Genomic DNA, 11,911 nt, shown 5'->3' with positions numbered 1-11,911 from the left:
CTTCGTACTCACCCTCTCGGGCTTTCCTCCGGGCTTTCGTTCTGTGTTCTTGCGTTTCCGACTCTATCAGACTCTTTCGTGTCCGATTTCCTCGGCGCTTTCGAGGTCCTGCGCTTTCGCGCTTTCCCTTTCCAGCGGCCCCGACTCTATCAGTGGTTTTCCGTCTCTCCGACCACTCGCCGTTTCGCCCATAGGGAATACGGAAAGGGATCTGCTGGAGATCGGGATCGTCACTGCTTTGAGGAAGGGTCCCGGCCGTCGACTGTTCGCGAGATGTTCACGCGGCACGTCCTGGCGGGAGTCACGACAGTACAGCGCCCGTGGGGCGCAGGCAAATCGATTCACGCGTATGGTCTAGTCCACCGGTCTAGTCCACTAGTCTCCGTGTCCAAGGGCCGCCCGGATCGGGACCAACTTCGGGCGAACCCGTACAACCTGTGCAATATCCTTCAGACGAGTACGCCGTTCGCAACAGGCAGTGACGGCGGCACGACGAAGCCCCACCCCCTGGGAGGCCCCCATGACCAACGTGACGTCCCCGCTCGCCGGACGTGCCATCGGGCTCGCGGCAGTGCCCGACCCGGTGTTCTCCGGCGCGATGGTGGGACCGGGCACCGCCATCGACCCCGTGCGCGAACCCTCCGCGGCGGTGTCTCCCGTCGATGGTGTGGTCGTTTCCCTGCACCCGCACGCGTACGTGGTCGTCGACGGCGAAGGCCACGGTGTGCTGACCCACCTCGGGATCGACACCGTCCAGCTCAACGGCGAGGGCTTCGAGCTGCTCGTGAACAAGGGCGACACCGTGGTCCGCGGCCAGGAGGTCATCCGCTGGGACCCGGCCGCGGTCGAGGCCGCCGGCAAGTCCCCGATCTGCCCCGTCGTGGCGCTGGAGGCCACGGCCGACTCCCTCTCCGACGTCGTCGAATCCGGTGAGGTCAAGCCGGACGACGCCCTCTTCAGCTGGCAGTAAAGCTTCCGCCTGCTCCCACAGGCGAGTCGACATCCATCGCGGTGGCTGGAGCCGCCGCTCAATCGGAGACGGGTGAAATGGAGACAACGCTGCGAGGCGTCGGCGTGAGTCACGGTGTGGCGATCGGCGAGGTTCGGCACATGGGTACGGCCGTGCTCGAACCCCCGGCGAAGCAGATCGCCGCGGACGAGGCGGAGCGCGAACAGGGGCGCGCCCGTCAGGCCGTGGAGGCCGTGTCGGCCGACCTGATCGCACGCGGTCAGCTGGCCGGCGGTGAGGCCCAGCACGTGCTGGAGGCCCAGGCGATGATCGCCACGGACCCCGAGCTGATGGCGGACGTCGACCGCCGGATCGTCGTCGGCAGCAGCGCCGAGCGCGCCGTCTACGACGCGTTCGCCTCCTACCGCGACCTGCTCGCGGGGGCCGGTGAGTACATGGCCGGCCGCGTGGCCGACCTGGACGACGTGCGGAACCGGATCGTGGCGCGGCTGCTGGGCGTGCCGATGCCGGGCGTGCCGGACAGCGACGAGCCGTACGTGCTGATCGCGCGGGATCTGGCTCCCGCCGACACCGCGCTGCTGGACCCGGCGCTGGTGCTCGGGTTCGTGACCGAGGAGGGCGGGCCGACCAGCCACAGCGCGATCCTCGCGCGGGCGCTGGGCGTGCCGGCGATCGTGGCGCTGCCGGGTGCGGGTGAGATCGCCGAGGGCACGGTCATCGCCGTCGACGGCAGCACCGGTGACCTGTTCGTGGAGCCGACGGCGGAGAAGCGGGCCGAGCTGGAGGCCGCGGCCGCCGAGCGGAAGGCGGCGCTGGCCGCTTCCTCCGGTCCGGGTGCCACCTCGGACGGCCACAAGGTGCCGCTGCTGGCCAACGTGGGCGGGCCGGCGGACGTGCCGGCCGCCGTGGAGGCCGGGGCCGAGGGCGTGGGTCTGTTCCGTACGGAGTTCCTGTTCCTGGACGACAGCAAGAAGGCTCCGTCCGAGGAGAAGCAGGTCGAGTCGTACCGGAAGGTGCTGGAGGCGTTCCCCGAGGGGCGCGTCGTCGTGCGGGTGCTGGACGCGGGCGCCGACAAGCCGCTGGACTTCCTGACCCCGGCGGACGAGCCGAACCCGGCGCTGGGCGTGCGCGGTCTGCGGACGCTGCTGGACCACCCGGAGGTGCTGCGCACGCAGCTGACCGCGCTGGCCAAGGCGGCCGAGGGCCTGCCGGTCTACCTGGAGGTCATGGCCCCGATGGTGGCCGACCGCCGGGACGCGAAGGCGTTCGCGGACGCCTGCCGCGAGGCCGGGCTGGTGGCGAAGTTCGGCGCGATGGTGGAGATCCCCTCCGCCGCGCTGCGGGCCCGGTCCATCCTTCAGGAGGTCGAGTTCCTGTCGCTGGGTACGAACGACCTGGCGCAGTACGCCTTCGCCGCCGACCGGCAGGTCGGTGCGGTGTCGCGGCTCCAGGACCCGTGGCAGCCGGCGCTGCTCGACCTGATCGCGATGTCGGCCGAGGCCGCCAGGGCGGAGGGCAAGAGCTGCGGTGTCTGCGGCGAGGCCGCTTCGGACCCGCTGCTGGCCTGTGTGCTGACGGGTCTGGGTGTCACCTCCCTTTCGATGGGTGCCGCTTCGATCCCGTACGTGCGGGCGACGCTCGCCAAGTACACCCTCGCGCAGTGCGAGCGTGCGGCGGCCGCCGCGCGCGCCGCGGACAGCGCCGAGGAGGCGCGGGTGGCCGCGCAGGCGGTGCTGTCCGGCGAGTAGCGGGCGGTACGCGTGGTCGGTTCCGAGGGGCCTTCGCCGGTGGCGGGGGCCCCTCGGGCTTTCCGGCGGTTTCCGGTGAGGGGTGGGCGCGCTACTCGTGGTGCGGGCCGGGGACGTCCACCTCGTAGCCGGGGCAGTATTCGACGCCCGGTTCCGGGGCCACGGGGTCACCGGTGTCGGCGTCCGTGCAGTAGGCGTCGAAGACGGCCGCGGCGGTGAGGGCGACGAGGCGGCCGCGGTCCAGGCGCCAGCCGTGGACCCGGTCGCGGAAGCCCCCGGTCGTGCTCCGCAGTACCAGTCCCCCGGTGCCGCCGAGGGCGAGGCCCGCGGCCAGGACGGTCACGAAGTCGAGGCCTTCGCGGCCCTGGAGGCGGGGCCGGGCCCCGGGCCCGTCGGCCGCCTCGGCGTGCAGTACCGCGATGAGCTGCTGTTCCTCCGCGGGAACGCTGCACACGAGGTGGTGGTGTCCGGGGCCGGCGCCGGCGATGAGGCGTTCGACCATGTCGGCGGCCCGCTCGAAGGAGGCCTTGCCGATGTCCTCGCCGCAGTCGGCGCAGGCGCCGACGCCGGCGAGCAGCTCGGTGGCGTACTCCCAGGTGGACTGCCGGACGGCTTCGTCGACGAGGAGCGGTACGAGTTCCTCGACGGGCTGGCCGGCGTAGGGCAGGGTCGGGCCGGCGGCGAGTTCGGCGGTGAAGCGGCTGCGGGTGTGGGCGCTGTCGGGGTCGAGGCCGTGTTCGGCGCAGTAGTCGGCGTACTCCTCGGGATCGAAGAGGGCGAGGGTGGTGTGGATGCCCTGGGCGGCGAGGGAGCGCAGCAGGGCGTCCACGTGGTGGAGGTAGTCGGTGTATTCGTCGTGCTGGTCGAAGCCGAAGGTGCGGTAGTCCCGCATGGCCGCGAAGTCCCCGGGGTCGGTGAGGAGGCCGACGGTGCTGGGGACCTCGCGGCGCAGTTCGGGGCGGCGGCGGGAGGTGCCTGTGGTGGTGCGTGGTGTGTCGGGCGTGGCGTTCATGGTTCCCCCTGAGTGGTGCGATCACTGCGATCGGTTCATCACTCACGGTAACCACCGCCACTGACAGTCACCTCCGGGTGCGGCCGAGCTCCTCGTAGAAGGCGAGCAGTTCGGGCCGGTCGACGGAGCCGGGGTTGACGGCCTTGGCCGGCGGGGTGCCCTGGAGGAGGCGCTTGACGGGGACCTCGATGCGCTTGCCGGTCAGGGTGTGCGGGACCGCCGGGATCTCGATGACCTCGTCCGGGACGTGGCGCGGGGAGAGCTGCTCGCGGATGGTGGCGGCGATCTTCTTGCGCAGGGCCTCGTCGAGGGTGGCGCCGGGGGCGAGGTGGACGAAGAGCGGCATCCAGTAGCCGCCGTTCGGTTCTTCCAGGCCGATGACGAGGGATTCCTTGATCTCGGGGAGGCGTTCGACGACCTCGTAGATGTCGGCGGAGCCCATCCGGACGCCCTGGCGGTTGAGGGTGGAGTCGGAGCGGCCGTGGATGACGACGGAGCCGTGGTCGGTGATCGTGATCCAGTCCCCGTGGCGCCAGACGCCGGGGAACATCTCGAAGTAGCTGTCGCGGTAGCGGCTGCCGTCGGCGTCGTTCCAGAAGTGGATCGGCATGGAGGGCATGGGGGCGGTGACGACGAGTTCGCCGACCTCGCCGGTGAGGGGCTTGCCGGAGGGGTCCCACGACTGGAGGTCCGTGCCGAGGCAGGCGGCCTGGAGTTCCCCGATGTGGACGGGGAGGGTGGGGACGGCGCCGGCGAAGCAGCTGCACACGTCGGTGCCGCCGCTGACGGAGGCGATCCACAGGTCCTCGGCGACCTCGTCGTGGAGCCAGCGGAAGCCGTCGGGCGGGAGCGGGGAGCCGGTGGTGGCGACGCACTTGACGGCGGAGAGGTCGAAGTCGCGGGAGGGGTGGACCTCGGCCTTCTTGCAGGCCATGACGTAGGCGGCGGACGTGCCGTAGAGGGTGGCCCCGGTCCGCTCGGCGATCCGCCACTGGGCGCCGGTGTCCGGGTAGCCGGGGCTGCCGTCGTAGAGGACGACGGTGGTGCCGGTGAGCAGGCCGGAGACGAGGAAGTTCCACATCATCCAGCCGGTGGAGGTGTACCAGAAGAACCGGTCCCGCGGTCCGAGGTCGCAGTGCAGGCCGAGCTGCTTGAGGTGTTCGAGGAGGATGCCGCCCTGGGACTGCACGATCGCCTTGGGCGCTCCGGTGGTGCCGGAGGAGTAGAGGATCCACAGCGGGTGGTCGAAGGGGACGGCCTCGAAGACGGGCTCGCGGTCGGCGGAGGTCAGGTCGGTCCAGGCCCGGGTGCCCTCGGGGGCTTCGGTGCCCAGGAGCGGGATGTGGACGACGGCCCGCAGGGAGGGGAGGCCTTCGCGCAGTTCGGCGACGGTCTCGCGGCGGTCGTGCTCCTTGCCGCCGTAGCGGTAGCCGTCGATGGTGAACAGGACGACGGGCTCGACCTGCTCGAAGCGGTCGAGGACGCTGCGCGCGCCGAAGTCGGGGGCGCAGGAGGTCCAGACCCCGCCGACGGCGGCGGTGGCGAGGAAGGCCACGACCGCCTGGGGGATGTTGGGGAGGTAGCCGGCGACCCGGTCGCCGGGGCGCACGCCGAGGGCGCGCAGCTCGGCGGCGAGCGAACCGACCTGGCGGCGCAGGTCCGCCCAGGTGACGGGGGTGGGTTCGTGGGTCTCCTCGACGTGGAGGAGGGCGGGCTCCTCGGCCCGTGCCGGGTCCTCGGCGGCGCGCAGGGCGTGCTCGGCGTAGTTGAGGGTGGAGCCGGTGAACCAGCGGGCGCCCGGCATGGCGCGGTCGGCGAGGACCTCCTCGTAGGGGGTGGTGAAGCGGACCTCGAACCATTCGGCGACGGCCTGCCAGAAGGTGTCGAGCTCGTCGACGGACCAGCGCTGGAGGGCCGGGTAGCCCCCGTCGGCGGGGGCGCCGAAGCGTTCGGCCGCCCAGGCCTGGAAGCGGGTGACCTGGGCCTGGGCGATCCTGTCGGGGCCCGGGGACCAGAGGGGTTCCGGCTGGGTGGCAGAGGTCATGGGTCGGCTCCCGGTCAAGTCTGGCGCTCGCGCTTCGTGTGCGTACGGCGCCGTCGCGGCGTCGGTGTGCGCGCGGCGGCTCACAGGGACCATGCCATGTGATCGACATCCGCACCAGAGCTGTCCGAAGCCCTGCGGGTTGATCGTTTTCCGGGTGAACGGCAGCTGAACGCCACCCGCGCGCACGGGGGCCGGTGGCAGGGTGACCGGCATGGACGGTCGTGATCTGGTGCGTGCGGTGAAAGAGATCGGTACGGCGCGGGGTCGGCGGGCCTGGCGCTCGGCGTGGCGCCACCGGCGGGCGGATGCCGAGGGGCTGCCGCGCCGGGGCGTGGAGCGGGCGCGGGTGCCGGGGCTGCTGGCCGGTACGGAGGCCCGGCCGGGCGGGGGTGTGCTGCGGTTCGCGCGCAGCGAGCTGCTGGTACGGGTGACCGTGGGCGGCGCGGTGTTCTGGGGCTGGGACGGGGCCGGGCCGGAGCCCTCGTACGCGGTGGTGGGCGGTGGGCCGGAGCCCGATCCGCGGGCGGTGCTGGAGCCGGACACCGGCGGGGGCTGGCGGGTGGTGTCGGAGCGGGTGACGGTGGCGGTGTCCCGGCACGGGGCGGTGGAGGTGCGGACTCCGGGCGGGGCGGTGCTGCGGCGGGAGCTGCCGCCGCGCTGGTGGGATCCGGTGCACGGCACGGGGGTCGGCGGGGAGGAGGGCCCGGAGGGCGGCCCTGACGCCGCGGAGGCGGCCGACGCTGCGGCCGGGGTGCCCGCGGAGGGCGGCTCGCGGTGGCTCCAGCGGTCGGAGGTGCCGGCGGACGCCCGGTTCTTCGGGCTGGGCGGGCGGGCACGGGGGCCCCGGCTGCGGGACGGGGAGTACCGGCTGTGGAACACCGACCCCAAGGGCGGGTTCGGCCCGGGCACCGACCCGCTGTACATCACCATGCCGGTGCAGGTGGTGGTGGCGGACGCGGGGACGCACCTGGCGTTCTACGACAACCCCTGGGAGGGGCGGTTCGTGCTGCGGGAGGGCGAGGAGGGCGCCGGGTCCGGCGCGGACCGGCAGGGGGCGAGCGAGCTGCGGCTGGAGGGCGGGCCGCCGAGGTGCTGGGTGCTGGTGGGGACCCCGGCCCGGGTGCTCCAGGGGTGGGCGGGGCTGACGGGGGCGCCGGCGGTGCCGCCGGAGTGGGCGCTGGGATACCAGCACGCGCGGTGGGGGTTCGGGAGCGAGGCCGAGGTGCGGCGGGTGGTGGCCGGGTACGAGGAGCGGGGGCTGACGCTGTCGGCCGTGCACCTGGACATCGACCACTATGACGGGCACCGGGTGTTCACGGTGGACCGGGAGGCGTTCCCCGATCTGCCGGGGCTGGCGCGGGAGGTGGGGGCGCGCGGGGTCCGGCTGGTGTCGATCGTGGACCCGGCGGTGAAGGCGGGTGACCCGGTGCACGCCTCGGGCCTGTCGGTGGGGGCGCGGGGGGCGTTCGTACGGGACGCGCGGGGGCGGGAGGTCCGCGGCGAGGTGTGGCCGGGCGAGTGCGCGTACCCGGACTTCACGGATCCGGCGGCGCGGGAGTGGTGGGGCGGGCTGTACGAGGAGCGGCTGGCGCAGGGCTTCGCGGGTTTCTGGCACGACATGAACGAGCCGGTGTCCTTCGCGCCGTGGGGGGACGCCACGCTCCCCCGGTCGGCGCGGCACGTGCTGGACGGGGCGGGCGGGGACCACCGGGCCGGGCACAACGTGTACGGGCTGATGATGGCGCGGGCCGGCTGGGAGGGCCTCGTCCGGCTGCGGCCGGCCGAGCGGCCGTTCCTGTTCTCCCGGTCGGGGTGGGCGGGGATGCAGCGGTACGGGGGCACGTGGTCCGGTGACGTGGAGAGCAGCTGGGAGGGGCTGCGGGCGTCGCTTGCCCTGGTGCTGGGGCTCGGGCTGTGCGGGGTGCCGTACTCGGGTCCGGACGTGGGTGGCTTCGGGGGGTCGCCGTCGCCGGAGCTGTACCTGCGGTGGTTGCAGCTGGGGGCGTACCTGCCCCTGTTCCGGACGCATTCGGCGATCTGGGCGGGGCGGCGGGAGCCGTGGGAGTTCGGGCCGGAGGTGGCGGAGCTCGCGGGGGCGGTGCTGGCGGAGCGGGAGCGGCTGCGGCCGTACTTCGTGACGCTGGGCCACCTGGCGCGGCGGACGGGGGCGCCGTACGTGCGGCCGGTCTGGTGGGGGGCGCCCGAGGACCGGCGGCTGCGGGACTGCGAGGACGCGTTCCTGCTGGGGGACGCGCTGCTGGTGGCCCCGGTGCTGGAGTGCGGGGCGGACCGGCGTGCGGTGCGGCTGCCGCGGGGGCGCTGGTACGACACGGCCACGGGGGCGGCGTACGAGGGGCCGGGGCAGGTGCTGTTCGAGGCGCCGCCGGGGCGGATGCCGGTGCTGGCGCGGGCGGGGGCGGTGCTGCCGGTGCGGCGGGGCGACGGGTCGGTGGGCCTGGAGGCGTGGGCCCCGGCGCGGGGGCGGAGCGGGGGCGGGATGGTGATCCGGGATCCGGGGCCTGGGTTCGAGGCGGGCGAGGTGGAGCGGTACACCGTGCGGTGGGCCGGGGAGGCGGTGGTGGTGGAGGACGAGGCGGGGGGTGCGGTGAGCGGGGTGGAGGTGCGGGGGGTGTAGGGGGGTTGGGGTGACGGGGGCGCGGGAGGGTGCCGGGGGGCGGGCGCGCGGGGGTGCGGAGGCTATAGGGCCGGTGTAGTGCGGCGGGGGACCCTGCGGGGTGGCGGCGGGTGTGCCGCCGCCTGACCGGTGGGAACAGGGAGTCAGTGATGGTCTTGACGAGCCCGGCGCGGGCGTACGCGCCGGACCGGTTGGCGCTGGGCCGGCGGGTGCTGGTCACCGTACGGCGGTGGGACCGGGTGCCGGGTTCCGAGGTGGTGGGGGCGTGGCAGCTGCTCACGGTGTGGGCCCTGCTGCTGGTGACGGGGGTGGTTCCGGCCGGGTCGCCCGCCGAGCTGGGAGTGGCCGCGGCTTCGCTGGCCGCGGCGGGGTTCCTGCACGGGCTGCTGCTGGTCAAGGCCCTGGCCGTGCTGGGGCGGTGGACGGCGCGGGTGAGCGCGTGGCCGCGGCCGGTGGCGGTGGGGGTGCTGGTGGCCCCGGTGTCGGCGCCGGCGGCCGCGGTGGTGTGGTGGTGGCTGCGGGCCGAGGGCGGTACCGCCTCGGGGGCCGTGCCGGGGTTCGGGGCGGTGTGGGCCGGGTGCGCGGCGAGTGCGGTGCTGCCGCTGGTCGTCGGGGCGTTGCTGCGGGGGCGGGCGCGGCCCGTGCCGGCGGGGGCGCTGTGGGCGCGGGGTGCGGTGGTTGCCGGGACGGCGGTGGGGGTGGTGGGGCTGGCGGGGATGGTGATGGACCTGCCCCTGCCCTAGTGCTGTGGTTCGAAAGGTCTGCCGGGTCGCGGTGTTCGGTGCGGTGCGTCGCAAGGCGGAGGGCCAGGGCTCGTACCGGACGTACTCCCGTGGTCCGACAACGCCGCGAGGTGCCGTGCCGGGCGCCGCGACCCGGTGAACCCCTCCGGCCACAGCACTGTGCGGGCCTTCAGGGGGTGCGGGTGCGGGGTGGGGCCGAGACCCGCACCCGCCCTTCGCCCGTCTCCAGGGGCTCCGCCCCGGCCCCCGGGCCTCAGACGCCGGCGGGCCGGGAGTCGCCGCGCGTGTACTGACCCGCGAACCAGGAGGCCGCGGCTTGGGTGTGGAGGGGGAAGGCCAGCTCCGTCGGGGTGTGGAGGAGGTGCCAGCCCGTGGTCTCGTCCGTGGCCGCCGAGGGCGGGAGGGCGGTGACCGGGCGGGGCGGGAGGAGGCCGAAGACGAGGATGTGGCCGCCCGGGGAGCTGAGGACGTCGGCCAGCTCCACCTCGGAGGCGGCGGCCTCGATGCCGGTCTCCTCGCGGAGTTCGCGGACCACGGCCGTGCGCCAGTCCTCGCCGAAGTCCATGAACCCGCCGGGCAGGGCGACGCCGCCCAGGGCCGGCTCGATGGTGCGCGTGATGACCACGAGGCCCGTGCCGGAGGCGTCCTCGACCGGGAGCAGGGCCACGGCCACCGGGAGCGGGTTGCGGTAGGTGACGGCGCCGCACCTGGCGCACGTGCGGGGCCATGCGGTGGTGTCGTACGGAGCTCCGCAGGTGGAGCAGTGCGAGTCCCTCAGCTGTGCCGGCATGCGGCGATGGTATGCCAAGGGGGCTGGGGATGCCGGTGGTTGCGGGGTTGCCGGCGGCGCCCCGGCCGGCGGGCCCAGGTTCGCGGCGTTGCCGGACGTGGGGTTGCGGGACGCGGCGCTGCGGGGCGTGGGGCCCGGCAGGGCGCCGGGACCTGGACGGGGAACCCGCCTTCGGCTGTCCCTGTCGCGGCGGGGCGGCCCGTGGCAGACTTCTGACGCTTCGTCAGATCACGCTGCCCGGGAGGGGTCTTGGAACGCACACGCACGCCCGTGGTGAGCGGGTGGTTCACCGACGCGGACGCCGGGGGCGGTTTCCGCCTGCTCGGCACCCGGTGCTCCGCCTGCGCCTCGGTGTTCTTCCCGCGCGAGGACGCGTACTGCCGCAATCCGCGCTGTCCCGGCGGCGGAGAGCTCGCCGAGGTGCCGCTGTCGCCGCGCGGCCGGGTCTGGTCCTACACCGACGGGCGCTACCGGCCGCCCGCCCCGTACGCCTCCGATCCGGACGCGCCCTGGGAGCCGTACACGCTGGTCGCGGTGGAGCTGGAGGCCGAGCGGATGGTCGTGCTCGGGCAGGCCGCGCCTGGGGTGACGGTGGCCGACCTGGCGGTCGGCATGGAGGTGGAGGTGGTCGAAGGGGTGCTCGGCGAGGACGTCGGTGCCGCCCGGACCACCTGGTGGTTCCGGCCGCTGGAGGGGGCGCGGTGAGCGGGGACGTGGCCGTGCTCGGGGCCGGCATGCACCCGTGGGGCAAGTGGGGCCGCAGCTTCGTCGAGTACGGGCGGGCCGCCGCCCGGGCCGCGCTCGCCGACGCCGGGCTGGAGTGGACGGACGTACGGTCCGTGGTCGGCGCCGACACCGTGCGGGGCGGGTACCCGGGCTACGTCGCCGGGGCCACCTTCGCGCGGGCGCTCGGCTGGCAGGGGGCCCGGGTCACCAGCGTGTACGCGGCGTGCGCGTCCGGGGCCCAGGCCGTCGGGGCGGCCCGGGCGCAGATCCTCGCCGGGCTGGCGGACGTGGTGCTGGTGGTGGGCGCCGACGCCGCGCCGAAGGGGTTCTTCGCCCCGGCGGGCGGAGAGCGGCCGGACGATCCGGACTGGCTGCGGTTCCGGATCCTGGGGGCGACGAACCCGGCCTACTTCGCGCTGTACGCCCGCCGCCGGATGGCCCTGCACGGGGACACGGCCGAGGACTTCGCGCTGGTCAAGGTGAAGAACTCGGCGGCGGGCGCGCACAACCCGAACGCCCGCTACCGCAAGGCGGTCTCCGCCGAGGAGGTCGCGGCGTCGGCGGTGGTGGCCGATCCGCTGCGGCTGCTGGACATCTGCGCCACCTCCGACGGGGGCGCGGCGCTGGTGCTGAGCAGCATGGAGTTCGCGCGGGCGCGCGGGGTGGCCGACCCGGTGCGGATCCGGGCGGTGTCGACGGTGACGCCCGAGTACCCGCGTACGGTGCTGGACCTGCCGGACATCGCGACCGACTCGGCGGCGGGCGTGGAGCCGGCGGCGGGCTCGTTCCGGGCCTCGGTCGCGCGTGCCGCGTACGAGGAGGCGGGGCTGGGGCCGGAGGACCTGTCGCTGGCGGAGGTGTACGACCTGTCCACCGCGCTGGAGCTGGAGTGGTACGAGGACATCGGGCTGTGCGGGGAGGGCGAGGGGGCCAAGCTGGTGCGGGAGGGCGCGACGGCGCTGGGCGGGCGGGTGCCGGTCAACGCGAGCGGCGGGCTGGCCTCCTTCGGGGAGGCGGTGCCGGCGCAGGCCATCGCCCAGGTGTGCGAGCTGACCTGGCAGCTGCGGGGTACGGCCGGTGCGCGCCAGGTGGCGGGGGCGCGGGTCGGCATCACTGCCAACCAGGGGCTTTTCGGGCACGGTTCGGCGGTCGTCGCCGTGCGGTGAGTGCCGCGAACAAGTGCTGTCGTCAGGGTGCTTGACGACCCCGTGCGGCGGGTTCACACTCGCTCCACAGTCCCGAG

General features: G+C 74.4%; 9 protein-coding genes. 6 read left to right on the top strand and 3 right to left on the bottom strand.

Annotated elements, in window-relative coordinates; genetic code table 11:
• The first annotated feature begins 520 nt into the window (after nt 1-520).
• Together AC069X_RS35735 and ptsP are read left to right on the top strand one after the other, a co-directional pair.
• Nucleotides 521-970 carry a PTS sugar transporter subunit IIA gene (locus tag AC069X_RS35735; protein ID WP_478735466.1) on the top strand — a complete coding sequence of 150 codons (450 nt, stop codon included), beginning with the start codon at nt 521-523 and terminating at the stop codon, nt 968-970.
• A gap of 77 nt (nt 971-1,047) precedes the next feature.
• Nucleotides 1,048-2,718 (top strand): phosphoenolpyruvate--protein phosphotransferase, encoded by a 1,671-nt coding sequence (gene ptsP, locus AC069X_RS35730; RefSeq protein WP_478735464.1) that lies wholly within the window; start codon nt 1,048-1,050, stop codon nt 2,716-2,718.
• 91 nt (nt 2,719-2,809) lie between these two features.
• Here ptsP and AC069X_RS35725 read toward each other — a convergent pair whose 3' ends face one another.
• The gene (locus tag AC069X_RS35725; RefSeq protein WP_478735463.1) at nt 2,810-3,730 is read right to left on the bottom strand and encodes a hypothetical protein; all 921 of its coding nucleotides are present in this window, start codon (nt 3,728-3,730) and stop codon (nt 2,810-2,812) included.
• 67 nt (nt 3,731-3,797) lie between these two features.
• The gene (locus AC069X_RS35720) at nt 3,798-5,774 is read right to left on the bottom strand and encodes an acetoacetate--CoA ligase (protein WP_478735461.1); all 1,977 of its coding nucleotides are present in this window, start codon (nt 5,772-5,774) and stop codon (nt 3,798-3,800) included.
• Between the two features lie 211 nt (nt 5,775-5,985).
• On the opposite strand from AC069X_RS35720, the gene AC069X_RS35715 reads away from it, so the two are divergent.
• Complete coding sequence (locus AC069X_RS35715) at nt 5,986-8,409, top strand: glycoside hydrolase family 31 protein (protein WP_478735459.1); 2,424 nt, start codon at nt 5,986-5,988, stop codon at nt 8,407-8,409.
• A 149-nt stretch (nt 8,410-8,558) separates the two neighbouring features.
• Entirely contained in the window at nt 8,559-9,152 is a 594-nt protein-coding gene (locus tag AC069X_RS35710; RefSeq protein ID WP_478735457.1) for a hypothetical protein, read from the top strand.
• A gap of 253 nt (nt 9,153-9,405) precedes the next feature.
• On the opposite strand, the gene AC069X_RS35705 is transcribed toward AC069X_RS35710, so the two are convergent.
• Entirely contained in the window at nt 9,406-9,942 is a 537-nt protein-coding gene (locus tag AC069X_RS35705) for an NUDIX domain-containing protein (RefSeq protein WP_478735455.1), read from the bottom strand.
• Between the two features lie 249 nt (nt 9,943-10,191).
• Here AC069X_RS35705 and AC069X_RS35700 point away from each other — a divergent pair, with 249 nt between their 5' ends.
• Complete coding sequence (locus AC069X_RS35700) at nt 10,192-10,647, top strand: Zn-ribbon domain-containing OB-fold protein (protein ID WP_478735453.1); 456 nt, start codon at nt 10,192-10,194, stop codon at nt 10,645-10,647.
• Nucleotides 10,644-11,834, top strand: a complete 1,191-nt coding sequence (locus AC069X_RS35695; protein WP_478735451.1) for a lipid-transfer protein — start codon at nt 10,644-10,646, stop codon at nt 11,832-11,834. The genes AC069X_RS35700 and AC069X_RS35695 overlap by 4 nt, the downstream gene beginning before the upstream one ends.
• Nucleotides 11,835-11,911 lie beyond the last annotated feature (77 nt).

Source organism: Streptomyces sp. NPDC043896 (genome assembly GCF_056435605.1).
Note: the sequence above shows the minus strand (reverse complement) of the source record. Positions and strands in the feature narration are given on the sequence as shown.